Genomic DNA, 26,384 nt, shown 5'->3' with positions numbered 1-26,384 from the left:
CTCACGTACTATGTGTACGTTCCGGTTTTTCCGCGCTAGCCCAGCGCAAACTGCCTGCGCCGGTCACGCCTGATGGAATAGCCTCTTACTATTTTCAGACATAAAAAAGGCGACTTCTCAGTCGCCTTAAAAACTAGTTTTCTAACGCCGCTTTCTGCGTCGTGACAATGGATTCGATGCCCCCTCGGGCCAATGCCAAGAGGGTGAGGAGCTCTTCGTGGGTGAACGGTTCGCCTTCCGCCGTGCCCTGCACCTCAATGATACGACCGTCTTCGGTCATCACTACGTTCATATCGGTTTCCGCCGCGGAATCTTCAACGTATTCCAGATCGCAAATCGCTTCGCCATTGACGATACCAACGGAGACCGCCGCCACCATACCTTTCATCGGGTTGGTTTTCAGCTTACCGGCTGCGACCAGTTTATTCAGCGCATCGGCCAGCGCCACGCAGGCCCCGGTGATAGAGGCAGTACGGGTACCGCCGTCGGCCTGCAGCACGTCACAGTCCAGGGTAATGGTGAATTCACCCAGCGCTTTCAGGTCAACCGCTGCGCGTAGCGCACGCGCGATCAGGCGCTGGATTTCCATTGTACGGCCGCCCTGCTTACCTTTCGCCGCTTCACGCGCGTTGCGGGTATGGGTAGAACGCGGCAGCATGCCATATTCTGCGGTGATCCACCCCTGACCCTGGCCTTTCAGAAAGCGTGGTACGCCTTCATCGATAGAGGCGGTGCACAACACTTTGGTGTCGCCAAATTCGACCAGCACGGAGCCTTCTGCGTGTTTTGTGTAGTTACGGGTCAGGGTTACTGGGCGCACTTGATTAGCGCTACGGCCTGCTGGACGCATGATGTTCTCCGGCTTGAAACGAATGTGGCTGCGCATTATACGGATAATGCGCGCTTATTCCTATCCTGATAAGGCCTCGAAAGCTATAATCCACCCCACTCTCCTTTAAAAACAGGAACGTCTATGATCCGCAGTATGACCGCCTACGCCCGGCGTGAAATCAAGGGTGAATGGGGTAGCGCCGCGTGGGAACTGCGCTCGGTAAACCAACGATATCTGGAAACCTACTTCCGTCTGCCGGAGCAGTTCCGTAGCCTGGAGCCTGTAGTGCGCGAACGTATTCGCTCCCGTCTGACCCGCGGTAAAGTCGAATGCACCCTGCGTTTTGAGCAGGACCCGAGCGCGCAGGGCGAGCTGATTCTCAACGAAAAACTGGCAAAGCAGCTGGTTAACGCTGCTAACTGGGTCAAGATGCAGAGCGATGAAGGCGAAATCAACCCAGTCGATATCCTGCGCTGGCCTGGCGTGATGTCTGCTCATGAGCAGGATCTGGACGCCATTGCCGCTGAAATCCTGAACGCGCTGAATGGCGCACTGGATGACTTTATCGTCGCCCGCGAAACCGAAGGTCAGGCGCTGAAAGCGCTTATCGAACAGCGTCTGGACGGCGTCACTGCCGAAGTGGCTAAAGTACGTGCCCATATGCCGGAAATTTTGCAGTGGCAGCGCGAGCGTCTGGTCTCCAAACTGGAAGATGCGGAAGTGCAGCTGGAAAACAACCGCCTTGAGCAGGAGCTGGTACTGATGGCGCAACGTATCGACGTCGCCGAAGAACTGGATCGCCTGGAAGCACACGTTAAAGAGACGTGGAATATCCTGAAGAAGAAAGAAGCAGTCGGCCGCCGTCTCGACTTTATGATGCAAGAGTTCAACCGCGAATCAAACACGCTGGCGTCTAAATCCATTAATGCCGAAGTGACGAAATCCGCAATTGAGCTGAAAGTACTGATTGAGCAAATGCGCGAGCAGATTCAAAACATCGAGTAAATTCCACGTCGAACTCTTGAAGTCTCACAACATCTCAGAGATATCAACAAGCCCGCGTAATAACGGGCTTTTTTGATTCCATAGAATCTCACATGATCTCACTACAGCGCACGTTTACCGTGTACATAGTTGTGTATATAATCAGATTATGTACACATATAGTTATGTACACAGTAAGAACTGCATTGGAGACGAGTGATGGCGAAACTAACGGATATCCAGATCAAAGCATGGGTGCGATCTGGGGAACGATTTGATGGCCGTTCTGATGGTAATGGCCTGTATTTATGTTTTCCTAAAAACTACGCCATTCCCTTCTGGCGCTTCCGCTACCGGTTTGTCGGGAAACAGAGAGCAATGGTTATTGGCACTTACTCTGAACTTTCACTCGCTAAAGCACGAGAAACGGCTAAAGAACTTTCCGCTCGTGTTGCGCTAGGTTACGACGTTGCAGGAGAAAAGCAGGAACGCAAAGCTGAGGCGCTCAAAAAGATAGAAGAAGAAAAGAATGCCCTAAAGGTTGCCGAACTAGCCCAAGAGTACTTTGAGCGCCAGATCTTAGGGAACTGGAAGCATCCAGATATCCTGCGCCGTCGTATCGAAAAAGACATCAATCCAAATATTGGGCATCTTAAAATCGAAGATGTTCGCCCTCGCCATATTGATGATATGTTGCAGAAAATCATCGCACGAAACGCTCCTACAGTGGCCAATGATGTCCTCCGCTGGACCCGCCGCATCTTCAACTATGGGATCAAACGCCATATGCTGGAGAGCAACCCCACAACAGCGTTTGAGATCGCTGATGCTGGAGGTAAAGAGAAATCCCGGGAACGTTGGCTGACCAGAGAAGAACTGATTAAATTCTTTCAGGCCATGCGTATTACTCAAGGATTTTCTCGGCAAAACGAGTTGACCATGAAGCTTCTACTTGCCCTCTGCTGTAGAAAAATGGAACTCTGCGCTGCTCAATGGGTTGAATTTGATTTAGATAACGCCATCTGGCATTTACCTGCCGAGCGGGTAAAGAACGGTGATGCTATTGATATCCCCTTACCAGCGATAACCGTTGAGTGGTTGAAAGAGCTACGCCAAATGTCACTCAATAGCCAGTGGGTATTACCTGCGCGTAAAATGCAACACAGAATGATCCCTCACATACAGGAAAGCACACTGCCCGTCGCGCTGGCAAAAGTGCGCAGCAACATCCCTGAGCTACCAAATTTCACCATCCATGATTTCCGCCGCACAGGACGCTCACACTTAGCCGCACTTGGTGTTGACCCTGTTGTCGCAGAGCGCTGTTTAAACCATCGCATCAAGGGTGTAGAAGGCATTTATAACAGGTATGAATATTTTCAGGAACGTAAAGCAGCCTTAGATCAATGGGCAGCATTGTTGGAATCGCTGGAGCGTGGTGTGGATTACAATGTAATGCCTATAAAAAACAACAAAAAGATCATTTAAACTGCATAGTAATAAAATGTTTCTTTAACCAGAAGAGGAAGTCAGAATCAGCAAAAAACTCTGGCTAAAACTCATCACTTGTTCGAAAAAATAGTCAATTACTTGATATAGCTCATTGGACGCGTCCTATTCTACGTAGTAGAGTCGTAGGAAATTATCACACTTACAGTAACTTACTGAAGTGAGGATATATTATACCATAAGCGTTTTGGTAAGATATAACCTATACAGGTATGAGTGGATTATTTAGATGAGTAATGCATCATTTTTTCATAGATTTAGAAGTCATCCCACTCACCCTGCAGTATAGAAATTAAGGGTATTAAATGACAAAAGGTTTCTTAGAAGCGAAAATTAAATATGTACTCGATGATTTTGAAAATGAGAGATGGTGTGATTTAAATAGCAAAGGATTTAATAACAAAAATTATTTATCAAAAGTAAATCAACAAAAATATATATTAAAATATTATGGCGCATATTTTTGCGAACTATATGAATTGTACGAAATGTTTTTTAATGATTTTGAAGGTAAGGAAATCAAAATCATGTCTATTGGCTGCGGTTCAGGAGTTGATTGTGAAGCATTAAATAGGGTCTGTATTGATTTAAACAAAGATATTAATAAAAGTTATTTAGGTATTGATCTTGTAGACTGGAATTATCGCCCAGTTTTCCCGTGGGCTAGATTTAACACTATGAATGCGGGTAATATAGATTCTTCGCACGTGAAAGACATTGACCTATTCGTTTTCCCTAAATCCTTGACAGAGTTGAGTGAGGATATCCGAATAAATATAGCGAATACTATAGCTTCTGAAAGTGAAAAAGATTGCATTTACTTCCTCAATACATATGTAACAAACTGTCCTACTGAAAGTATTTATGTAGATGGGATTACTCAATTTAATACTATCAGTAAAATCTTAACCAAAGATGGGTTATGGTGTTGCACATCGAGTCCAAATAGATATTTTTATAAAAAAGATGAAGGTTTTCTAGGTTCCAGTTATGATTTTTTTAAATTTCCAAATGAAATGTACCAATTCGTATCAGAATTAAAAGATAGTTGCAACAATCATAATAACAGTCCAGAATGTATGTCATGTGAAATCAATTTTTATCCTATACTTAATAGCAAGTATTTGGCTTTTAATTTATTGAAATATACTAAGGGATAGTCATGATTATAAGTGCAAGTCGCCGAACAGATATACCTGCATTTTATACTCCTTGGTTTATGAATCGAATTCGCGCGGGTTTTTTATTAACGCGAAACCCGTTCAACTATAACCAAATTAAACGCATATTGTTAAGTCCTAAAGACGTCGATGCAATAGTTTTCTGGACTCGCAACCCTCGTATGCTAATCAATCATCTAGATGAACTCGATAGTTTAGGATACAATTATTACTTTCAATATACAATTACAGGTTATCCTAAGCTAATTGAATCGTCAGTACCACGACCACATAGAACAATTGAAACTTTTAATACTTTAAGTAGTATCGTCGGACCAGATAGAATAATTTGGCGCTACGATCCTATATTAGTTTCAAATGTAGTAGACATTAATGAACATAAACGTTTATTCAGTAAAATTGCTTCGTTAATTTCAGGTAAAACTAAGAGGGTCGTTATTAGTTTTGCAGATTTCTACAAAAAAACAGAAAGAAACTTATCATCTATTTCAGATTTTAAATATTATGATATTCTTAATGACCATAAGTCCCTTCATGATCTCGTTACTTGGATGAGCTATGTGGCAAGGGAAAATGGAATGGCTATTGAAAGTTGCTCTGAGGAAATTGATCTTAGTAATTTTGGAGTTGAACATGGAAAATGTATTGATGGAAAATTAATCGAGGATATTTTTGGCATTTCAACTAGCCTCATAAAAGACCCAGGGCAAAGAGAAGCATGCGGCTGTATCCGAAGCATTGATATCGGCACCTATAATACATGTTTACATGGTTGTTCCTATTGCTATGCAACATTTAATAGTGAAATAGTTAACAAAAACAAAAGAAACCATAACCCAGAAAGTCCATTCCTAATTGGTAATGCAGATGGTATCGACAAAAATTTACTATTACCATCTATATATCAAGGGTCACTATTCTGACATTCCATATATATAATTTTTTACTCCACATTGGGTGTAAAATGACACACTCATTCCATCAATGATAAATCGAGAACACTATTAAACCAATCATGGTACATGCTTATATTATTTCCTTCCTATTAACCGTGATTTAATTCATAAAAACCATAGTAATCATTACATATTTCCCATCCCAGTATTCACGGATTTTCATTTGCTTAATCACAGCTGATTTCACCACCGATAAATCCTTTTTCAGGAATAAGGCTGATTGATGTCCCTGCAATGTTCAGGTTTCTGCCAACACAGAGACCATCAGGAAGCTGGCTGATTCGGGTATTTTTAATACTGAGGTCACCCGGAATGCGCAGTCTCGCAGGCAATGCTTCCAGTGTTGAAAATGACAGTCTCAGGGACTGGCTCAGATTCATTCTGTCAGGCAGTCTTCTGGTTTGTATTCCGGGCATGATGGCATCCCCCGACACTGTCAGTTCTTTCGGCAACTGTTTAATTTCCGAACCACTGAGGTTCATATCCCCATGAACAGAAAATACTTCCGGCAGTTTCCTGATATACGAGTATGTCCAGAAAAAATGACCTTTAATGGTATGGATGCTTTCCGGCCATCTCCCGTGAAACGTATTCAGAAAAACACCGGACATGAATCGTGTACTTTCCGGAATACGGAGGTGAGGAGTTTTGTGAGTATCAATTGTACCAATGGCGAGAGGTAAGACGTGAAATTCATTGAAGAAGGTGATGTTCGGCGATAATTTGTTAGTCTGCGTGATTCTGACCTGTCCATGAAAATTAACACTGGCAGGAATTCGCAGCCTTCTGCCTGCTTCTGTGTTGAAACTTATATCACCATATACATCGGTAAACTTACCGCACTTAATACGGCAACACCCATGGCTTTTTAAATACATCCAGAAAGAAGACTGGTGTTTATATTGGCTTTTCTTATTATGCATGACATCCCCGGTGCTGGCGTCTCTTTATTGGCTGGACTATAAATCAGTCCTACTTATTATTTAATGAGCGAATAGTTCCGTTCACGGCTAAAACAATAAAATATCATCATTACAGAGTTACGCGCGTAATCCTGTAGTTACAGTAACGGATATGATTTCTGGCATGATAATACAGGGTATATTACCAGGTGTTGCCGGGATTCATAAATGTGGAGTCCACGTAACTGTACCCGGATGTCTGCAGGTCAGAAACCAGCTCCTTCACTCTTTCCAGGTCAGAGGCCGGTGTGAAATTCTCACTGTCACTCTGTAATGGCTGAAATTGTGTCTGACTGATGCGTGCGAGCCTGATAAAAGCAGGGTTTCCTGAATTCATATACCTGCCCATGATATCGATGGTTACTACCTGATTACGCAGTCTGGTATTTCCGCCACGCACATTGATGCGGACAACCGGATTGTTGAGTATATAATACTGGCTACAGACATAATCTGTCATCGGCATCCCCACATACCCGCTTTCAGTCGGGGCCACAACCATCGCGTTTTCCATCCCCCCGAGATAGGAACCCGGAAATGCCGGGTCATGATTTAAGCATTTGGCTGATACAGCCGTGGAAACAAAAAGCACAGCCGGGATAAGGATTTTCATATATTCCCCTGTAAACAGTATCTCAGTATGTACGGTAATGTGTTCCTGTTGCGATTTTTACCGGTATCAGTCAGCCATTATTCGCTCAAGTTCGCCGCTGAAATAATATATCTCACTTCCGTCCGGGGTTTTTAATTCCCACTGGCCTCGTTTAATCATGCAGATATCGTCACTGAACGATATATCACTTTCCTGTATCGACAGAAAGACCGTGTCTGTCCGTATACTTTTATTTCCTGAATATTCAATCACACCACAGCCACTGTATCTGCCATTTTCTTTTTGTAGCCGACAGGTCAGTGCATAGCGGTCAGTAATACTGTCACCGGATATCTCAACCAGAATATCTCCGCGTTCGGTGATGCGGAATGTATTAAATATGAAAGAGTCACCTTCGTTAAAAACGCATTGCCCTTCGAACTGCATGGTACTCATAGTCATCCCCGCTTTATTTTCTGAATATACGCACGTGGCGGCGAATGTGGTCTGTTTCGCCGTTTTCGTTACGGTAAAAATAGGCGACATGAAACGAGGTTTTGATGTGATTACCCATAGCAGGTAAAGACCTGTACTCCCGGATAACAGAAAGCGTCAGCGGCGAGCAGGATAAGTCAAACAGTATCAGAACCCCTTTCCCGTTGTATTTCAGAAGTTTTTTAACTTCTGTCGCCTGATATTCCGGACGCAGTGTGCAGGCCCGGTCATATCGTCGTCTGACAGCAAACTCCACCGCCACGTCACCAATCAAAAAATCCAGACGCCCGGAACCCCGCAGGGCACCCGGCAATATCCCCGGCACCTCCGGCGACACCTTATCGCCGAACCGGCCTAAAAGATAGAATCTGAGCAGGGGTAAAAGTTCCCTTTCGCTGTATTCGCCGGGGCGCAATGTTTTGGTGAATTCCTTCCGCCACAGCGATGCATAGAGATAACTGAAACTGTTCACCACCTCGCTGACGCTTACACTCATTCCTTTTCCCCGCCTGTTTTTTTGTTCCGGTAACGCTGCGGCCAGATGTCCTCCGGGCGCATATCCAGCGCCTGTGCTATCAGCCGTTCTGCCCGTGGATAGTGGCGCTCCATGGCATTGCTGAGGGTTCGTGCAGCGAGTCCGTGGGCACGGGACAACCCGGCCAGCGTGATGCCGCGCTTGTGCAGGGCGGCCACAATATCAGCCCGGTGCCAGTCCTGCGCACTTCCCTTACTTCGTTTTTTCTGCGAAGCTGATGAGTTAGTCATCGTCGTCATTCCACACACTTAGTACATAGATATTAAAAGCGAACAAAAGGTAGTTATCAAGTTCCTTTTATTGGAATTTGTGCGCTTTCTTTTAATACGTTGATATCTGGTGAAATATTTTATGGTCAAAGATGCACAAAATCCTTCCGGCAGGGTACGTACCGGAAGTGAAGACGAAAAAGACTGGCTGACGGCCGAACAGTTCGCCAAAGCTGAAATCGAAGGTATGCCCGGCACGGCGAAGGGGGTACGCCTGCGCCTGGAAAAGCTGGCTGAATTACACCCTGAAATCAGACGCAAACGTACGCGCGGGAAAGGATTTGTCTATCACATCAGTGCGGCAGGGATGTCCCTGAAAAGTGAGAGAGAGGCTGTTAAGCTGCCGTCGGATGACAAACTCAGCCTGTGGATACAGCTGTTTCGCACCATGTCCCCGGTTTCACGCGACCGGATGCTGAAACTGGCGCTGGAGCAGGTGGCAGAAGACCTTGAACAGGGGCAGTCATCAGCCACTCAAAAATAGCCAGATTTTCGTAAGATACTGAATGCAATGATTTTATTATCAAAATGGCATTGCTTTGCGCATGCCATTTTGCTATACTGACTGTGCTGACACGCGTATGTTTTGTGTGTCAACATATCATGGCATGACACCATATATCACCCACCGTCCTTATTATCCTTTTTTCGGGAGGATTGCTGATGTCCACGATTCACCAAAACCAGCAAGTCATTACAGAATGAATAACGGCTGTATATATTTACCGGCCGGGAAATGACGTTATTTCTGTAGCTGTCATAGCTGCTCAGTCAGAAAATATTGCCATATAAAAGGCGACCATTTTCACCGTAAATATGCATCACCCGGTGCCATATATCCGTCATCAATAAACGGAGTTCATCATGAAAGAGAATATGACTGTTCATCAGTCAGGGCTGCACTTACCCGTCAGCCGGGCCTTTATAAAAATAATAACTGAATACTTACCCCCGCCACCGCTTATTCCTCCTGCTGTTACCCTGAATTTCCGCGACCCGAAATATTCCGCCGAATCCGGTGGCTTCCATCCGGTGGAAATCCGTCTCACCCGTCATGCTGATGGCTGGTATTTCGACTACGTGACCGATTTCAGCTATATGGGTCACCCGTGGCCGGAGCTGGAGAAGGAATTCGATATCTGCTGGAGCCAGCGCTACATATGGCACATCCTTATGGGTGACACCGATACCGAAGAAGGTGGGGCGCTGTTCGAGCTGTGGCAGCGCAACTTTATCCGCTACTGCCGGATGAAGATTTACACGGTCACCGTTCAGCAGGAACGCTGATAATCACAGCAGTCAGACCACGCGCGCAGTAATAAAAAGTACTCATGACGTCATGGGCCGTTAACCATCAACAATAAATGGCTCAGTATATGAAACAGCAAGACAGTAACACCCTGCGGCCTGCCGTGCAGGGAGACCTCGACACCCTTTGCGGGTTGTACAGTGTGGTGAATGCCCTGAGCTGGCTCCACCCGCGCCTCAGACGAAAGCCCCTGTTCCGGGCGATGGTTCACTGGTTCAGCCAGGAATATGACATTACCGTCTGCCTGACCACCGGCACTGAACCTGACCAGCTTGACGCGCTGCTGGGCTTCCTCCGGACCCGCTGCGAACGGCGCTGGCCCTTCACATTCAGTAAACCCTTCACGGACATCCCGAAACTCACCACCCGTCATATCCTCACGCAGTGCCAACAGTGGCTCGACCAGCACCCCGACAGGGTTGTACTGCTGGGAGACCAGTACCACTGGACCGTGGTCAGTCATATGGACAGCGAGTGGCTGTACTTTTTCGACAGCTACACCTACAGACGCATTCATCGCAGCCGCTGGTCCCTGCGAGAGGAGCGCGGCAAACACCAGCTTTACCGTCAGGCCATCTACTTTATCGAACGGGGGGCATCAGACCATGACCACGGGTGAGCGTTTGCTGATTGAACAGGCGCGGAAGCTGCTCAGCGCCACCGTCAGACGTGGCAGGACACTGACATCCCCGGACGAGGTTCGCGACTTTCTGCTGTTCACACTGGCACTGCGCGAGCAGGAGGTGTTTGGCGTACTGCTGCTGGATAACCGCAACCGGGTACTGCTGTGGCGTGAACTGTTTTATGGCACGCTGAACCAGACCGCCGTTTACCCCCGCGAAGTGGTGAAGCTGGCGCCGCAACACAACGCCGCCGCCGTGATCCTGGTACATAACCACCCGTCAGGGCATCCGGAAGCCAGTGAGGCCGATATTGCGCTGACCCGGCGCTTACAGCAGGCGATGGCGCTGATTGATGTCCGTATCCCGGACCACTTTATCGTTGCCGGGGACCATACGGTCTCGATGGCGGAGCGCGGGCTGCTGTAGGGCACACGCTGACTTTGGTTAATGTGCATTAATGGAGGCTGTATGCCGCAGCAACGCAGAACATCATCACACATCACCATCAACCCCGCTGGCGTCTGGCTGGACGGGCTGGCCCCGACAGGACGGCGCAGTATGCGCTCCCTGCTGAACCTCAGCGCCACCATACTCCGGTACAACGCCACCGCAGACAGCCATGACTGGTCAGCACTGCGTTATGTCCATGTGGCGACAATCCGCGCCACACTGGCGGAGCAGGGCTATGCTGTGGCGACCGTCAACATGGTACTGGCAGCGCTGAAAGGTGTGGCGCAGACGGCGTTTAATCTCGGACAGATGGATGCGGACGCGCTGGCGCGTATCAAGGCAGTGAAAGGCGTCAGGGGCGACAGCGAATCAGCAGGACGCGCCCTGAGTCACGAGGAAGTACGGCTGTTACTGGACGCCACAAAAACCCATCCTCACAAATCCCGCCAGAAACGCGACCGGGCGCTACTGCTGACGCTGTGCGGAGCCGGACTACGGGCGGGGGAACTGGTGGCGCTGGAGGCCCGCGATTATGACGTTGCCACCCGGACGCTGACTGTCCGGCAGGGTAAGGGACGCAAGAAACGTGTTGTCGTGGTGGCTTCACCAGTCGGGAGGGCGTTGGCGGCATGGATAAAGGTCAGCGCTGACCATGACAGCCTGTTCTGTCGTATTCACCGCAGCGGGAGCGTTACAGGCCAGACGCTCACCACCGCAGGACTGGCGAGAATACTGCGCCAGCTACAGGAAACCGCACAAATCAGCCCGTTCACGCCCCATGACCTGCGCCGCACGTTTATCACCCGGCTGCTGGAGCAGGGAGCCGATCTCAATATTGTACGCCAGCTTGCCGGACACAGCGATATCAGCACGACAGCGCTGTATGACAGGCGTTCAGCGGCAACACTAACCTGTGCTTCGTCGGCTCTGCGATTTTAAAATTCTGCGTCTTTCGATGTATGATTATAGGTCCCGATAACTTTATTAAGATTAGCGGTGTCTAACAACCATTCAACCATATCCGGCGTCCAGCTCCTGGCCCCGTTAAATCTGACAAGACCTAATGGCGGGATTTCAGCTTTGTTTAATTTTTCGGCAACAGATCTGATTTTCTCTTTATCACTATCACCCGTCATCAGCCGATCAAAATAGCCTTTTGCATACTGATATTTGTCATAAAGCTCTCTGCCATCCGGTGTGAAAGCTGTTTCGATTCTTACTGGTAAATCATGTTCCACAGATTCACTGCCTTGTTTGCAGAAGAATTCATTGAAGCAATGATTGATACAGAAACTGACAATCTCGCTGGCCTTGTGTCTGTCAACGTTGGATAGATTCATTGTCTGACCAAAAAATTCCCGATACATCACGGCCATTTTCTTTAGCGTGTTATCGCCGAGATAGAACTCTTTCTGGAACACATTAAATTCTTTATTCCTGTCATAGACGTTCCTGTGCCATTCGGCATCACGTTTGTCACTTTTTCTGATTCGGTTGTTTTTCATACAGCGCACTTCATTGGTTTAATTTTGAACAATGAGGCGTCATCATACTCAATCGCCATTTTCTCTTCAATTTGCCGTTTTTTCATCAATTCATCCAGTAACGCATGCTGCTACCCGGTTTTGAGGAAAAAAATAGCTGAAATCGCGTTGTAAATGCCGTGTTCCACAAACGAAGCAAGGAACACTGCTATGTATCAAGAACGAATTCTCCGCAAAAAAGAAGTACTGCAACGTATCGGGATCTCAAACGCCTCCCTGTACCGCCTAATCGCAAAAGATCTGTTCCCTACGGGCATAAAGTTGACTGGTCAGGAAGGTCGTGCTGTTGGCTGGCTCTCTTCAGATATCGACAACTGGATAAGCAACCGTGAGCGCGTGAAGTAAATCACGCGCATCTATAAGCCTCATATAGCCCCCAACCTACCGACTATAACTGGTAGCTCATTAATCAGAGGTAATAGCAGCGAGATCCCGTATATACCCGGGGGGACTGCTATTACCCGTTGCTGGCTTAAACAAGCCGGGAGCAGACAATGAAATATACGTACGACAGTAAACGCGTGGACAGTCTGAAAAATGCAGTTCGCCTGATGCGAAATAGCACCGGAAATCTCTGTTACGCCCACATTGATAAAATGTCGTGGGTAACAGATCTTGGCAGTGAACAAAATAAAGTGCTGATTGAACGTCTGAATACCCTGAAATCAGGCAGCGGTTATCTCATCAAATGCCGCCCTGCGGGTAAGAAAGAATGTGAGGGGCTCTACCGCTCTGTGGTTGAGATCCGGCTTGCTGATAAATGCTCTGCACATCCAGTGCTGATGATGATCTACTTTTCGCCCACAAGTAAGATTCGTGGCGTGATGCGTATGGAATTCAGCCCACAGCATTACACAGCCATGCAGATCACTGAACTGTTCCTGTGGCTGGGACGCAAGGGACGCCTCGGAAAATACCTGTACCGGGGGCTGCGTAGCGCATGGCTGACAACCATCCATTACGCGCTGGATGTGGTGGGGATGCAGTTTCATGACTATCTGATCGGCCTTAAAAAAATGCATGGGGGTGAATACTATGACCTGCACGGCCCAGAAGAAGGGCTGCGGCTGGGTTCAAGCACGTTGGTTGCCTCCGTCTATGCCAAGGTTAATGCGCCGTCTCTCAGTGTGGATGAGCGTTATGCTGCGGCATTACTGACGCTGGAGGAGAGCCAGCTTGAGCATTTCCTGCGTCTGGAGCTGCGTTTTTCACCGGGTAAACAGAAGCTGATGCTGCGCAATCTGTCGCATATGACCAATCTGGTATCCCGTCTGGTAATTTATCGTCGGGATATGCTGGAGGATAAGGGGCTGGACCCTGATTTCGTAAGGCTGCTGGGAGAAATGCCCGTTCCGGCTGCCCGCGCGAAATTTAAGCCTGCCAGCAAACTGAACGGTAAGGCCGTTAGCACAACCAAGGAAGCCGCAAATAAACGCGTGGATCAGCGTATGAAAAAGTACCGTGTGCCTCTGTTTAATGCAGAGGCCATCTGGGATCGGTTACCGCTGGTACTGGATACGCTGGGTATTCTGTCGCAGCCGCAACACTGGGAACTCAAACATCGCCAGAAATGGCTTAAATCACGCGGGAAATAAGCCTTTCAGGCTACACAGCGGCAGGGACGCCGCTGCTCATGATCGATTCAGATACTATTTTGAAACCTGATGCAGACAATTTTTTTCCTAAATGAACAATGAAATTATTCCTCAGAAATAATCACCCTACTTACTCATCAGGCATCAACAGGGTGCGTCTTCCAGACCTCCTGCGCCAAAGCGATAAGCATTGTGTGTCGCTTCTCGATGGTTGCTGCATTCCATTCCGGAAACGCTTCCAGTTTTGAGTTAATCCGTGATACGGACGTATTTAGTCCAACCTGAGTCAGTGTCACAAGGCTACGGGTCAGGTAGTTTCCGCTCTTGCTGTATTCAACTTGCTTGGCCGTGTAAAAGTCATTGCCTGCAACAATGTTGATGGGCTTCTCCAACAAGGTCAGGTTTCCCAGTCGATTCTTATAATCGTCATAGGCTATCCCGGGATTCTCTTCGGTCCATCTGGCACGGAGATCTGCCTCTGGCCTGTCAGGCAGGATGTGTTCGATTTCCAGTCTAGTGAATGGCTCAAGGCTGCCCGGTACTTTCACCCCACTAAAGGCCATTTCAACGTGCTGTGTAAGTCTTGCCAGCAGGTAACGTGTCCTGTACTGTTGCATTGAATATAAGGTAAAGCGTTTCAGGGCATCGGCCAGTTCTTGATACTTACCCGCCATATTCTTCTCAAAACGATCAACGATAAATGTGTTGAGCTGAATTTTCTGTTTTACCGGGTCAGTAGTCTCCGCAATCGTGCGCAACTCGTCGGCCCACAGGGAGAAACTGCGTTCCAGATCCTTGGTCGGAGTCCGGGTGAATATGTAGTAGAAGAGAAAGCTCTCCAGTTGTGCCACAAAATGTTCAAACAACGTCCTGGGGAAACCAGCCGCCGCAAGCAGTAATACATAATGCAGGCTAAATGCACCACCGGCCAGCCGCCTGAGATTATCCATCGCCACACTGGGGGTTCCGTCATTTCCCAGTCCCATTGCGAAGTTTAGGTAGTACTCAACGTTGCGGATCACCTTGCGGACAAATTCAAAGGGCTTACCTGCGTAATTACACAGAGCTGTGTTATCTTTGGATACGAACCAATCGTAAATTTCGTCCTCGCGTACCACGGAGTCATTGCGATCGTTCCTGATTATGTAGTTAGCCATCAGGAAATAACGGAGGAAGCGAAGTGGTTTTTCCTTCCTCTTTTCCAGAGGTTTGGTGATCTTCTTCCACTCGTCCTTAAGCTTAGTGAACTCAGACGGTTCAACCTGCGTGAACAGCAGATTCTTGAGCAAGTCCATTGGGTTCAGGCCCACGCCACGCTCGTTGATTGTTTCGAAAATCTTCAGTGCGCTACTGACGTCGGTTGATATCTGGATGAACACCACATTATTGGCAAGATAGCCCCAGTACTTCTTTAACCTGCTGATATCATCGTAGTTGTCCTTCAGGTAGTGATATAGCGTGCTGTAGGCACTGACCAGATTTTCCAGCGACCCAAAGCTGGTAATGCCAGCAGACTGAATACCTGCCCGCACGGTCTGTGGATCGGCATCCAGTTCAACCAGCCTGTCCATCACCTCACCCGCATTCTCATAACGAGGTTCAAGCTTGAGGTTGGTACGGACCTCGCCGCCACTGTCCACATAGCTGGTCGAAACCAGCCCGGAAATCATTTGCCGTTGTGGCTCCCCCTGAAACATATGCCTGAGTGCACACAACAACAGGAAGAATGTAGTCAGCCGTTGCTGACCATCTATGACCTCGTAGTGGTTCTTCTGGTCGGTCGGCGATACCAGTACGGTACCAATGAAGTATTCCCGCGTGCTACCAGCATCAATTTGTTCGCCGATGTCTTCCAGTAACTGCCGCACTTCCTTTTCCGTCCAGACATACTCACGCTGGTAGTCCGGGACTATGTAGAAACATTCCCTGAAAGCTTCCTCAATGCTGTATTTGTGGTTTTCTATCCGCGCCATGTTCTGTTTCCCTTGCCCCAGAATCCTTCACGCCGTCATGTCTGACAGGATATTTTGTGTTCCTCAGACATGAGGCTGTATTAGTAGGTTAACTGCTTTTACTCTGTACAACAGATGCCCCCTGGCAATTTATTCACACGGCTATTGCAGAGGAAGCCGAATGCAGCCAGGTATTAGTTCAGATGATAATCAAAAAAACGATAAAACGGAAAAATATTGCTCCACTGGCAGAATGGCAGGGAAGCCGCTACATGCCATAGCCAAAAAAAATGTATCAGATGGAGATGGTGACAGGCAGATGCCTGAGGCAAGCCTCCACTCAGGCCATATGCGCTGTATGGCTATAGTATGGGGACACCAGTATTAGCTAATCTCACGAATTCACCACGGACACTCCTCTACAGATATCCCTTATCTCCTGATACATATTTTTACTGATTCTGTATTTTTAATTTAGCCCATAAAAAATTGGGGCTAGCGAATATGATTTTTATGCGTATTCGTAATTCATTGTGCAAAAAGATTGGCTGTAAAACAGCGTTAAAATAATGACTGGAGCACAATGAAATGAAAGCCTATTGCACAAAAAACAATATCCTTGTAACAGAAAGAACGCTCAAAAGATTCAGGAAAACCATTTTCAGTGTTCCTTTTGATAATAATTGCGACGGGAGATGTAAACCCACTTATTACATATCAATAGCTATCCTTATACAGCATATTATATGCAGTGCAACCGCCAGTAAGAATACTCGCAAAAAAGCTCGCTTTAAAGGTGACGACGAATGGACTTGTTCTGTTCCTTTCCCATATTCACTGGGTGAGGAAGTGGCTCCTGCGGTATTTAATCAGTCACGCGAGCTTCCCTTTGAAAGGGCACTGGAAAAACTTGAAGCGGTGGGACTTATCAAAATCATCAGCCATGATCCCATCAAACACAAATGCCGCGAATTTGCTTTATCAAAACGACTGCTGAAATCTTTGTTTCCTGGCGATCGCCAGGAATATCTGCGACGAACGGATCGTTACAGTTATCTGACCGACCTTTATGGTAAACGCCAGAAACCGCTGACACTGGAGGAGATGATTGCGCAGGCATCCATCCAGAAGCCCACCGTTTGCCACCAGGTATCAAAACGTAAAATCCCGGATACGGCATTCAGGGAGCGTGTTAAGCAGGTCTACGGGCAGCTTAATTACCTGCATATCAACCTTGATGCCCTGAGGGATTACTGCAACGCGTATCCCACGCCTATCAACATGGGATACTACCACAATTTTATCAGCCATATCTGCGATATGGGGGTAAAAGTCATCAGCATTAGTCCACTGATTGTGGCTTATCCCCAATCGTACAAAACCGCCCGTCTGGGTGGGCGTTCGTTTGAGGTGGGTAAAGGATTTCAGTATCTGCCAAAAGACATGAAATGGGCATGTCTGGCGCAGGGTTATAACTACGACATTAAAAGCAGCCAACTGGAGATCCTGCGGCATGAGCTTGTGCGCATTGGCGTGTCGCCCAAAAATCTGAAACGCCTTGAAACCAGTTATATCAGTAAAAAACTGGGTGTTGATGAAGATGAGGTTAAGACTTTCCGTTTTTCGACCATTTTCAGCGCCGGCTCTGTCAGCCTGTCATTTAAAAGTGTGACCAGAAAACGTCTGAACAAACAACTGGGAGTTGATGAGGCCGGGAGGGTGCTAAAACGCTGGAAAAAGCTAATGGAACCACTCAGGGAAAACCTTAAGCGTCTTATTGATGACTATCTGTCATCCGGTAAAACCAACCGCTACGGGCTTTGCGTCAAAAATGCGGTGGGGCAGAACTTTAACTGTACATGGAAGGATGTCCGGAAGGTGGAAAAATGGCAGACAGGACAGATGCGCCGGAAACTGCTCGCCCATATGTTGCAGGGGCTGGAAAGTCGTGCCGTCTACGATTTTGTCGCCAGCCATGGTGGAGTATGCGCACTGGAGCATGACGGTTTTATCAGCCTGAACAAACTGTTTGATGATGACTGGAAACACCCGTATCTGCGCATTGTGCTAAAAAACGAGGCACATTAGTAAAATCAGTGATATCAATGTGAGGGATAAATACATGATGAATTGATTAATTTTTTTTAATCAAGTAGATTATCGCTGTTGAACTATTTCTCGAATATATTCTGTATTTCTACCTCTGAAGGATACTATGATGCTTGAGAAGTTAGAGCTAACCAAAAATGCGCAATTTTATATCTCCAAGGGTGATGAACCTCTACCCCCGATAGATGATTTATTTATCCGTGATATATTGAATGCATCGGATGATAATATTGACCCCGAATCATCACATATATTAGATGAATTCAGAATTCAAAAGCAATTAATTGATAAAGATATTCCTTACTTATATTCAGTTAGAATATTCCCCACAATCAGGCCAGTTTACTTCATTGGGAAAAATGAAGGCGAGCTTGGTTTATATGACAGGATTCATGCATTTATTATTATCTTCGAATTCGAGAACCACATTGGCATAATTAAAAAAAGTTGCTCTAATATATCTGAGAAAGTTGAGAAAAATTTCGATCTGATTACCAACACGATGATAGCTGAGACTTTCAATGATTCCGATGTTTCTTTCCAAAGAATATCTCTAAGAAACATGACGGTATCGGATAAAGCAATAAGACAGCGATCTTATGAAGCTCCGGACTTAAAGGGCACATTTTCGACTCATGCTGCCGGAAGATCAATACCACTATTCTTGAAGTTTAGACAAGGATCAACTGTAAAAACTATCTCAGGTACCGGACGTTTAGTCGAGTCATCTCATAGAATCAACTTTGATAACATAGCTCTCTGGGTCTACAATCAACTATCTCTAATAAAAGATGGTGGTGGAGAAAAGGATTTCCTAGATGCATTCGCGAAACAAAAGAAACTCCATGAAGTTCTTGAACACACAAAACCAAATGCAATTTTAATTGAAAGTTCATCGTTATATGACCAACTCATTGAAGATGATATTAGCATTAAATATGAAAACAAAAAAGGAGTAGACGTTGAGATAAAAACAAAGGAATTAGAGAGGTTAATAAAGCATCTCGAAAGGGTTTATTCAGTTGACTCAGAAGGGAAAATAAGCACTAAATTTGGCCGAGCATTTATAAGAGTAAATAATAAAACTTTGACTTTCGACTCATCATTCCTGAGGACATTGAAAGTAAATGTATCAGGAAGTGATGTCACGCTACAAAGTTATATAATTAAAAATGGATTTTATAGTATCACTTTTGATGATCCCCGTTATATGTATTTTATTGGTAACTGTTTTCAAGACGACTCTGGTGTCGCAGAAATAAATAGCATATTAGATATGTTAAAACCCGTAAAAAATATGGATTCAGTAACTAGCGAAAAAGGTATTTTTAGGAAAACCAGCGTTAATTTTTCCAAAGAATCAATGTTTAGTCTAGTTGAGAAGACACATAAAAATGATGACTATATTTTTTGCGATGATTTAGGCAATGAATGGGCAGACCATATCACCTTTAATAAAGGCGATTCATGTATTAATTTCATACATTCAAAGCATGGACCGGTGAGTACTTCTGCCAGTAACTTACATGATGTTGTTGGTCAGGCCGTAAAAAACTTAGGATACATGAACTTTAGCAAAGCTGACTTTATGAAAAAATCCGGTGGTAAATTCGCAGAAAAATACAAATCCACTAAAGGTGAAACAAATATAAAAAGGATCAGAAAAGGCAACATAAATAATCTTGATGGATATATGTCCAATATTCTAAAAGATTTTAAATTGCATCGAAAATGCATTCTGAGCTGTTCTTTTATATCAAAAAATGCAATAAAAGATGAGTTTGATAAAATATCACGGGGTGAGAAGGTTAATGGTCACATTACTCAACTACTATGGATATTATCTTCATTTTCTCATGCAGTAAAAGAAGCAAATGCAATTCCAATTATTTACTGTTCAGAATGAATAACTTTAGGCCCTTAAATATTAAGGGCCATAGTCATACACAAAGATGGAAAGTCAAAATTTAAAAGGAACAACAATTTCGTCATAGCCATCATCAATAACAGGTACGTATTTGATACCTGATATATCTGCTAATAACTCAGGTCTAACCTTAATCTTTTCAGCTAACATATCGAAAGATATACCTAAGTGCTCTTTCAAAACTTTCAAACTCCCTTCAAGAACATGAGGCTCTTCTAAAGGAATTTTATCGTCCAATTTTTCTTTTTTTGTTTGTCTTGTTTGACTGAACCAAACATTAGCACTTCTATATTGCTGAGCGTTAATAAAACCCAGGAAATGTGCCCTATAAATAATGGCTTTAGCACTAACTTTCCATCGAGTTTTTAAAGCATACACTTTCTTCCAGTCAATCATCCCGCCAATACCTAAGCACGCAGGAAACTCTCTGGCAAAAGACTTACGAGGGAATAAGAAAGCACTAGCAAAGGCATCAGCCTCTCTCTCTGTCTTTTTACACCCAGTCTCAATACCATCATGCATTATTAAATGCCCACATTCGTGGGCCAAATCAAAACGCATTCGGCATGCACTCTCCTTCGCAGTATTGCGAATTATTATAGGAAACTTTCTATTAACAGATAAAGCATCGACTTTTTCAGACACGCCATCAAAACAGGTAACAATTGCTCCCTGATTTTCAACAACATTTACCATATTATCTATAGGAGCATCAGGTGTTAACCCCCAACGAATACGGGCTCCCTCAGCAATCTTTTCTATCAATGGCGGTGTTAATTCTACAATCTTACTATTATCAATCAAATTAAAACCGTTCTCGGGCATATCCAAGTGTTCATGCAACTCAGCAACGAGCTGCTCAAGAATAGTACTGTATGCCTGGACCCGCTCTTTAACACCAGCAGGTGTTGTTTGTCTCTTACGAAAATGGCATTGCTCCGGCTTAACGTCACCAGAAAGAGGCATCCCAAAAAAGTCAGTGGATACCTGAAGAAACTCAGCCAGTGCATTACGTACATCATTAGCGGGTGCCCGGACGTCACTTTCGTACTGGTGTATACTTTGCCGGGTAACAAAAACTGCATCACCCAGCTCTTGCAGCGTGTACCCTTTTAATAAACGGGCGAGACGAAGCCGCTCGCCATAAAATTCTATAGCCATAACTTACTAACCATTATTCGGGTCATCATTCTCGGCCTTTTTGTCTTTCCTTTTAACAGAGATTGATGCTTTTTGAGTTTTGACTGGCTCAGGTAACTCGGTATCAATGGAACTGAAAGCAGGAACTCTTTCATCCAGCGGAATTTCCCAGCATGAAACCTGCACGCCTTCTAAAAAGCCAGTAAAGGTTACACGCTCAACATAGCGGAAATCATCAACTTCAACAGCAAAAAACCAAATGACAGATACAGCGTCGCCTACTTCAACAGGCAATAAACTCATCTGACTCAGCGCTTCTACGCAAGGTATCAGCCTGCGCTCTTCCGGACGATTAGGACCTCCCCGGTACAAACGCACTGGCACAGAATCGATAGAAAAGGTAAATTTTCCATCGTCTTTCACTATGCCAAGCCAGGGCCACTCTTCATGTTGAGTTGCGGCCCGAATTATTCTCGTTCGGCAACATTCATAGGCCCTCAACCCAGTTGAACGAGCAGAATCACCGAGTTCTTCATTATGTAAATCAATCACATCATCCCTGACATTTCGAATCAGGGATGCAAGTTGTTTAAGTCGCTCTATTGTCAGAGCTGGGTTTAGCTCCCAAGGTTGCTTCATTGCAAAAAAGACCTCATGCGTAGAGTTACGTAGCCCTTAATGGGGATTTGGTGAAATACATGACAATAATCTTGCGTTTTTTTTGATTTGTCAAGTATTCAAGGAAAAGTAACCACCAAGGCATTATGTCAATTAATTTGTAAATATATGATTAATATTTATTTTTATATTTAAATCAAAATGTACATTGCAGGAGATATGCTATGTGTACATACACCTCAACTCAGACACGTACAAAAATCTCAGAAGTATTGGATACCGCCACTCAGAGGGAACCGATTGAAATCCCCCGCCAAGACGGTAGCTCAGCAGTGGTTATCAGTAAGGCTGAATTCGATATGATTATGCAACCTCATGGTCATACTATAGAGGCGCTGACAAACCGATGATTTAGGTCAGTACTCAAGACGTTATCGCTTTCCACGACCGTATATTTGGAGCGTCTCACATTGGCAAATGTGGAGGCTCTTTCCAACATTTTCATACCGAATGGGAAAAAGGCGGCCTTATCGAACCTTCTCTTAAAGTTGCGAAGTGTAAATGCCACCAACCTGCACTTATTAGTACATCTTACTGAACCGATCTTAACAAGAACTGATGGACAATTTCGCCCAACTCATTGGACACTTTTATTTATCGTGTATTTAAGCGTGTACTTAACGAAAAGAAAGATTAATAAAAATATAATAAAATCAATACACATAATCACTCACTCAACATTCAGATTCAATCGAGTAACATCGGGTTCTACCAACATTAAGGGCCACCACTCCGGCCCTTTTTTATTTTCAGCACATCTCAGAAGAAATACTTTTTATCCAGCACCCGACAGGTTAAAAATGCCCCCGCCGCACATAACAGCGTGGGAGCCAGATAGCTGTGATCCATATGGGTGAATTCCATCACCAGCGCCACCGCCGTTAGCGGCATCTGCATAGATGCCGCAAGAAACGCCGCCGCGCCGACAAGAGCAAAACTGCTGTCATCCCCTCCGGGAAATATCTGCTGCCAGAGCATGCATAGCAGCAGGCTGCTCAGACCGCCGACCGCCAGCCCCGGCGTTAGTAACCCACCTTCCGCACCGCCGCGTAGCACCGCCAGGATGACGACCATTTTTAACACCAGCAGTATCGTCGCCCCAGGAAAACCCAGTTCATCGCTGAGAACCAGCTGCATAGGCCCTTTGCCATTTCCCGGAAGCTGGGGGAAACAGAGGCTCAGGACGGCAAGCAGGGAAAATGCCAGCAGGCAGAAAACCGGCATCTGCCAGTTCGTTCGAACGTGCGAGCGGGCAGTGCCGGTTGCTTTGCGAAAAAGCCATGCCGCAACGCCGAGAATTGGGCTTGCGATAATCGCCCACCAAAGAAATGAATGCGGAAGCACGCCAGAAATGAAATAGTATTGCGATTCATTGCCCAGCCCCAACGTTGCCGTCCATGCAGCAATCGCCGACGTGATGATAGCCGCCAGCGTTTTTTCCCAGCTAAACGACAGCAGCATCACCTCCAGGCTAAACAACGCCCCGGCCAGAGGGACGTTATACACCGCCGCCAGGCCCGCCCCGGCACCGCAGGCAATCAGCGTTCTGGTTTCATCTTCCAGCAGTCCCAGTTTGCGCGCCACCAGCCCCGCTCCCAGCGCCCCCATTTCCCGTGGCGCCACTTCACGACCAAGAGGAGAGCCCAGCGCAACGGTGATTATCTGCAACAGGGCGTGAATCGTCGTCGTTCCCGCAGGCATTGGCACGGAAGGATCCGCCACGGCCGCCGCAATTGAAACCCGTTTACGCCCATAGCGCCCAAGCAGCCACCAGCCGAATCCAGCTATCGCACCACCTGCCATTATCGCCGTGATACGACGAGGCCAGGACGAATCCGTTACGCCCTGTAAAAATGACTCCGATCCGATGATTCGTTCAAGGCTATAGCCAAAAGCCAGGTGCTGAATAGCATGTAAAATCATCGCCAGAACCATGCCTGACAGACCGGCCAGCACTCCCGTTAAAACAACGGCAATCAGGCGGGTCAGATAATTTTTATTACCAGCTACTGCGATCATTTTCTCAGGCCTTGAAGGAGGAAAATAAAAGGATAAAGGTCGAGAGTTAAACATCTGGTATTCATAGCGTAATCAATATAGATGCTTAAATACGCCCTTATCATTATTTTTTCTAATCAATAAAAATCAATACTCCACCAATAAACCCTGAATTACTGGACATACAAACAACAATATAATTAGTTTTTTCTGGTCTAAATCGTTCACTTTAGAAAATTTCAATCGTGATCCTGCGCACAAATCGCTAACCTCTCGCCATCACCGTGGGGGATTTATGCTGCTTCATATTCTTTATCTGATTGGGATTACGGCGGAAGCCATGACCGGCGCGCTGGCGGCCGGACGTCGCCGTATGGATACGTTTGGCGTCATTATCATTGCAACCGCGACGGCTCTCGGCGGCGGTTCAGTGCGCGATATCCTGCTCGGTCACTATCCGCTGGGTTGGGTGCAGCACCCTGAGTATGTCATTATTGTCGCCGTCGCCGCGGTCCTGACTACCATTGCCGCGCCGGTGATGCCGCATCTGCGCCGCCTGTTTTTGGTTCTGGATGCGCTTGGGCTCATCGTGTTCTCTATCATCGGAGCCCAGATCGCGCTGGATATGGGCGAAGGCCCGGTGATTGCCTCCATTGCCGCTGTGGTGACCGGCGTTTTTGGCGGTGTACTGCGCGATATGTTCTGCAAGCGTATCCCACTGGTATTCCAGAAAGAACTGTATGCGGGCGTTTCTTTCGCCGCCGCGATTTTATATATCGCGCTGCAGCATTACGTCAGCAACCACGATGTGGTGGTTATCTCCACCCTGCTGTTCGGCTTCACCGCCCGTATGCTGGCGCTACGCTGGAAGCTAGGGCTGCCGGTATTCAACTACAACCATAGCGCACATTAATTCTTTCAAAACCCCGAGATTCGTTGCCCGCGAAGCCATTCGGCTAGCGCGGCAACATCCGGGTTATGTAAAAACGCCACTAGCTGCCTCGCCCTTTCTGCCCCAATTCCAGGTAAACGTCGCCACTGCTCTTCGTTTCGATCCTGTAACTGCTGCCAGTCATCCTTCGCCATCTCTGAAAACGCTATTTTTGGGATGGGTATCCCCATAGCCTGTACCCAGCGCAAAAAGGGATGCTCACGTGCCAGATTAAACTGGTGCCACAACTGCTGCCCGCGCTGTGCAGAGATTCCCGGGATCGTTTGCAGTTGCTCTGGCGTAAACGCCAGCCATGAAAAGAGATGCTCAATACGTTGGGCGTCGTGAACGCTCCACCACAGCGACTCCCCGACACCGTCAATATCCAGAACCGATCGGGAAGAGAGCCAGATCAGTCGTGAGAGAAACTGCTCCGCGCACTCAGGCGTAGCGAAATAGCAGGTTAAGGCATTGAAACGCGCCGCAGGCGGCTGGGGTTTATTTCGTAAAGCCGTGCGCCAGACTACCGAATCAATTCGCGGTATCCCCTGCCCGGCGAGGCTAATTTGTAGCTGATCGCCAATACCGATATCCAGATTTTGCCAGCGGGATACCGAGCCGACGCTCACCCGCTGCACGCGCTTATCGTCCAGGTGCTGCGGTTCCAGATTCGCTACCACGGCGATTTTACCGCTACGCCCGATACTGAAACTGATACCGCGAACCTCCATAACCCGCGAGGCTGGCGGATACTTCCAGGCGATTACCCAATCCCCCTGCCCCGGAGCCCAGAAGCGCCCGGCAGACTCCAGCCCCCGCCGCACCACAATGCCATCGGTGGCAAAAGGCAGTCGTGAGGTGAACCAACGCTGACGCCACTGTTCAACCTGCTGTGCATTAGCGACAGGATGTGAAAAAAGCTTGCTGTAAAGAAAGCCGCTCTCCTGCAGCAGCGCCAGCCGCTGCTCCATATCCTTCGGGCCATCGGGCCATGCCCAAATAAATACGCCCAGCTTATTAAGATCCGCTGCAGCCTCCTGCCGCATCATCATGCCGGCAACCTTTGCCCGTGTGTTCATGCCACCCATCTGTTTTTGCACATGCCCCTCCTGCAGCAGAAATAGCTCGCCCTGCAATACGCTATTAGCAAGTACACCCTCGGAAACTTTAGGAACGGAAGGGATCTGCATAACCCTGGCCGTCCAGTCCTCACCAGACAAACCATTACCCCGGCTTATCGCCTGCGACAGGCACCCCTGTCGATAAATCAGAGTGACCGCTACGCCATCAACTTTAGGCTGTACCCACAGTCCGGTTTGACCACGCATCCAGCGCGCTATATCGGCCTGGTCCGCCAGTTTACGTACGCCGGTGTGCGCAACCGGATGTCTGGCATCGCCTTTTAACGGTGGAAGCTCATCATGCGCGGAGCTTTCGCTGGTAAAGCAGCGCTGCCAGTACGTTAACCGCGCCGCAAGCTGGTCATAGACCTCGTCGCTGACCACACTATTACCTTGATGCCAGTAAGCATTTTTCCACTCGTTCATTTGCTGACTCAGACGTTCAATTTCCTGTTCGGCCCTGGCTTGAGGCCACGAGGGGCAGGCTGCCTGCCCGTACCCCACCAGCATCCACAGCACCAGCGCCCAGACTCCTTTTTGCATCGTGATGCCCTCCTGTTTTCTCGCAGGGCATTGTGCCGCAGGCTTATTTTCGTCAGCGATAGGTGATTTTTAACCTTGCGAGGAGGTATCCAGGTTTTCTTCGTTATTTCTGCAACGCCCGGAGAAATCAGGGAAACAGCAAGCAAAAT

At 46.9% G+C, this 26,384-nt stretch carries 27 protein-coding genes; 15 read left to right on the top strand and 12 right to left on the bottom strand.

Features of this window, described 5'->3' with window-relative positions:
• Window positions 1-133: 133 nt before the first annotated feature.
• Window positions 134-850: a ribonuclease PH gene (gene rph / locus FN082_RS12680; RefSeq protein ID WP_139538380.1), complete on the bottom strand. Its 717-nt coding sequence runs from the start codon at window positions 848-850 to the stop codon at window positions 134-136.
• Between the two features lie 123 nt (window positions 851-973).
• Between rph and FN082_RS12675 the strand changes: the two genes are divergently transcribed.
• From FN082_RS12675 to FN082_RS12660, 4 genes are all read left to right on the top strand, one after another.
• A complete protein-coding gene (locus FN082_RS12675) occupies window positions 974-1,837 on the top strand; it encodes a YicC/YloC family endoribonuclease (protein ID WP_139538381.1) in 864 nt (287 codons plus the stop codon).
• 198 nt (window positions 1,838-2,035) lie between these two features.
• Window positions 2,036-3,304, top strand: coding sequence for a tyrosine-type recombinase/integrase (locus FN082_RS12670; RefSeq protein WP_142981676.1), 1,269 nt, complete (start codon window positions 2,036-2,038; stop codon window positions 3,302-3,304).
• A 326-nt stretch (window positions 3,305-3,630) separates the two neighbouring features.
• Window positions 3,631-4,485 (top strand): hypothetical protein, encoded by an 855-nt coding sequence (locus FN082_RS12665; protein WP_142981674.1) that lies wholly within the window; start codon window positions 3,631-3,633, stop codon window positions 4,483-4,485.
• A 2-nt stretch (window positions 4,486-4,487) separates the two neighbouring features.
• Window positions 4,488-5,429 carry a DUF1848 domain-containing protein gene (locus FN082_RS12660; RefSeq protein ID WP_142981672.1) on the top strand — a complete coding sequence of 314 codons (942 nt, stop codon included), beginning with the start codon at window positions 4,488-4,490 and terminating at the stop codon, window positions 5,427-5,429.
• 200 nt (window positions 5,430-5,629) lie between these two features.
• Here FN082_RS12660 and FN082_RS12655 read toward each other — a convergent pair whose 3' ends face one another.
• The 5 genes from FN082_RS12655 to FN082_RS12635 form a co-directional block, all read right to left on the bottom strand.
• Window positions 5,630-6,385: a hypothetical protein gene (locus FN082_RS12655; protein WP_142981671.1), complete on the bottom strand. Its 756-nt coding sequence runs from the start codon at window positions 6,383-6,385 to the stop codon at window positions 5,630-5,632.
• A gap of 181 nt (window positions 6,386-6,566) precedes the next feature.
• On the bottom strand, window positions 6,567-7,037 hold the full coding sequence (locus FN082_RS12650; RefSeq protein ID WP_235892126.1) for a hypothetical protein: 471 nt from the start codon (window positions 7,035-7,037) through the stop codon (window positions 6,567-6,569).
• A gap of 66 nt (window positions 7,038-7,103) precedes the next feature.
• Window positions 7,104-7,472, bottom strand: a complete 369-nt coding sequence (locus tag FN082_RS12645) for a hypothetical protein (protein ID WP_142981669.1) — start codon at window positions 7,470-7,472, stop codon at window positions 7,104-7,106.
• Window positions 7,473-7,485: 13 nt separating this feature from the next.
• Window positions 7,486-8,007 (bottom strand): hypothetical protein, encoded by a 522-nt coding sequence (locus FN082_RS12640; protein WP_142981667.1) that lies wholly within the window; start codon window positions 8,005-8,007, stop codon window positions 7,486-7,488.
• Window positions 8,004-8,276 (bottom strand): helix-turn-helix domain-containing protein, encoded by a 273-nt coding sequence (locus FN082_RS12635; RefSeq protein WP_035889872.1) that lies wholly within the window; start codon window positions 8,274-8,276, stop codon window positions 8,004-8,006. The genes FN082_RS12640 and FN082_RS12635 overlap by 4 nt, the downstream gene beginning before the upstream one ends.
• Before the next feature lie 121 nt (window positions 8,277-8,397).
• On the opposite strand from FN082_RS12635, the gene FN082_RS12630 reads away from it, so the two are divergent.
• The 5 genes from FN082_RS12630 to FN082_RS12610 all read left to right on the top strand — a co-directional run bounded on the left by FN082_RS12630 (window position 8,398) and on the right by FN082_RS12610 (window position 11,636).
• Window positions 8,398-8,799 carry a hypothetical protein gene (locus FN082_RS12630; protein WP_142981666.1) on the top strand — a complete coding sequence of 134 codons (402 nt, stop codon included), beginning with the start codon at window positions 8,398-8,400 and terminating at the stop codon, window positions 8,797-8,799.
• 380 nt (window positions 8,800-9,179) lie between these two features.
• Entirely contained in the window at window positions 9,180-9,602 is a 423-nt protein-coding gene (locus FN082_RS12625; protein ID WP_142981664.1) for a DUF2787 family protein, read from the top strand.
• An 89-nt stretch (window positions 9,603-9,691) separates the two neighbouring features.
• On the top strand, window positions 9,692-10,243 hold the full coding sequence (locus FN082_RS12620) for a hypothetical protein (RefSeq protein WP_142981663.1): 552 nt from the start codon (window positions 9,692-9,694) through the stop codon (window positions 10,241-10,243).
• Window positions 10,230-10,673: a RadC family protein gene (radC, locus tag FN082_RS12615; RefSeq protein WP_142981662.1), complete on the top strand. Its 444-nt coding sequence runs from the start codon at window positions 10,230-10,232 to the stop codon at window positions 10,671-10,673. The genes FN082_RS12620 and radC overlap by 14 nt, the downstream gene beginning before the upstream one ends.
• Before the next feature lie 42 nt (window positions 10,674-10,715).
• A complete protein-coding gene (locus FN082_RS12610; protein ID WP_142981661.1) occupies window positions 10,716-11,636 on the top strand; it encodes a tyrosine-type recombinase/integrase in 921 nt (306 codons plus the stop codon).
• Here FN082_RS12610 and FN082_RS12605 read toward each other — a convergent pair.
• On the bottom strand, window positions 11,633-12,202 hold the full coding sequence (locus tag FN082_RS12605; RefSeq protein ID WP_142981660.1) for a hypothetical protein: 570 nt from the start codon (window positions 12,200-12,202) through the stop codon (window positions 11,633-11,635). The two genes, FN082_RS12610 and FN082_RS12605, sit on opposite strands and share 4 nt — an antisense overlap.
• A gap of 189 nt (window positions 12,203-12,391) precedes the next feature.
• Between FN082_RS12605 and FN082_RS12600 the strand changes: the two genes are divergently transcribed.
• Both FN082_RS12600 and FN082_RS12595 read left to right on the top strand, forming a co-directional pair.
• Entirely contained in the window at window positions 12,392-12,586 is a 195-nt protein-coding gene (locus FN082_RS12600; protein WP_142981659.1) for a helix-turn-helix transcriptional regulator, read from the top strand.
• 149 nt (window positions 12,587-12,735) lie between these two features.
• Window positions 12,736-13,836, top strand: coding sequence for a hypothetical protein (locus FN082_RS12595; protein ID WP_142981658.1), 1,101 nt, complete (start codon window positions 12,736-12,738; stop codon window positions 13,834-13,836).
• A gap of 137 nt (window positions 13,837-13,973) precedes the next feature.
• Here the strand turns inward: FN082_RS12595 and FN082_RS12590 are convergent, their stop codons facing one another.
• Window positions 13,974-15,809, bottom strand: a complete 1,836-nt coding sequence (locus FN082_RS12590; protein WP_142981657.1) for a DUF262 domain-containing protein — start codon at window positions 15,807-15,809, stop codon at window positions 13,974-13,976.
• 567 nt (window positions 15,810-16,376) lie between these two features.
• Here FN082_RS12590 and FN082_RS12585 point away from each other — a divergent pair.
• Entirely contained in the window at window positions 16,377-17,876 is a 1,500-nt protein-coding gene (locus FN082_RS12585) for a hypothetical protein (RefSeq protein WP_142981656.1), read from the top strand.
• A 127-nt stretch (window positions 17,877-18,003) separates the two neighbouring features.
• A complete protein-coding gene (locus FN082_RS12580; RefSeq protein ID WP_235892125.1) occupies window positions 18,004-19,803 on the top strand; it encodes a hypothetical protein in 1,800 nt (599 codons plus the stop codon).
• Window positions 19,804-19,857: 54 nt separating this feature from the next.
• Here FN082_RS12580 and FN082_RS12575 read toward each other — a convergent pair whose 3' ends face one another.
• Window positions 19,858-20,985 carry a helix-turn-helix domain-containing protein gene (locus FN082_RS12575; RefSeq protein ID WP_142981655.1) on the bottom strand — a complete coding sequence of 376 codons (1,128 nt, stop codon included), beginning with the start codon at window positions 20,983-20,985 and terminating at the stop codon, window positions 19,858-19,860.
• A gap of 6 nt (window positions 20,986-20,991) precedes the next feature.
• Window positions 20,992-21,603 carry a hypothetical protein gene (locus tag FN082_RS30190; protein ID WP_227136241.1) on the bottom strand — a complete coding sequence of 204 codons (612 nt, stop codon included), beginning with the start codon at window positions 21,601-21,603 and terminating at the stop codon, window positions 20,992-20,994.
• 203 nt (window positions 21,604-21,806) lie between these two features.
• On the opposite strand from FN082_RS30190, the gene FN082_RS12565 reads away from it, so the two are divergent.
• On the top strand, window positions 21,807-21,992 hold the full coding sequence (locus tag FN082_RS12565) for a type II toxin-antitoxin system prevent-host-death family antitoxin (protein WP_142981654.1): 186 nt from the start codon (window positions 21,807-21,809) through the stop codon (window positions 21,990-21,992).
• A 409-nt stretch (window positions 21,993-22,401) separates the two neighbouring features.
• Here the strand turns inward: FN082_RS12565 and FN082_RS12560 are convergent, their stop codons facing one another.
• Complete coding sequence (locus tag FN082_RS12560; RefSeq protein WP_142981653.1) at window positions 22,402-23,661, bottom strand: chloride channel protein; 1,260 nt, start codon at window positions 23,659-23,661, stop codon at window positions 22,402-22,404.
• A gap of 274 nt (window positions 23,662-23,935) precedes the next feature.
• Between FN082_RS12560 and FN082_RS12555 the strand changes: the two genes are divergently transcribed.
• The gene (locus FN082_RS12555; RefSeq protein ID WP_139538383.1) at window positions 23,936-24,553 is read left to right on the top strand and encodes a trimeric intracellular cation channel family protein; all 618 of its coding nucleotides are present in this window, start codon (window positions 23,936-23,938) and stop codon (window positions 24,551-24,553) included.
• Between the two features lie 5 nt (window positions 24,554-24,558).
• Here FN082_RS12555 and ligB read toward each other — a convergent pair whose 3' ends face one another.
• Window positions 24,559-26,235, bottom strand: coding sequence for an NAD-dependent DNA ligase LigB (gene ligB, locus FN082_RS12550; RefSeq protein WP_142981652.1), 1,677 nt, complete (start codon window positions 26,233-26,235; stop codon window positions 24,559-24,561).
• Between the last annotated feature and the right edge of the window lie 149 nt (window positions 26,236-26,384).

Source organism: Klebsiella spallanzanii (genome assembly GCF_902158555.1).
Classification (GTDB): Bacteria; Pseudomonadota; Gammaproteobacteria; order Enterobacterales; family Enterobacteriaceae; genus Klebsiella; species Klebsiella spallanzanii.
The sequence above is the reverse complement of the archived record's forward strand: the minus strand, read 5'-3'. Positions and strand labels throughout refer to the sequence as shown.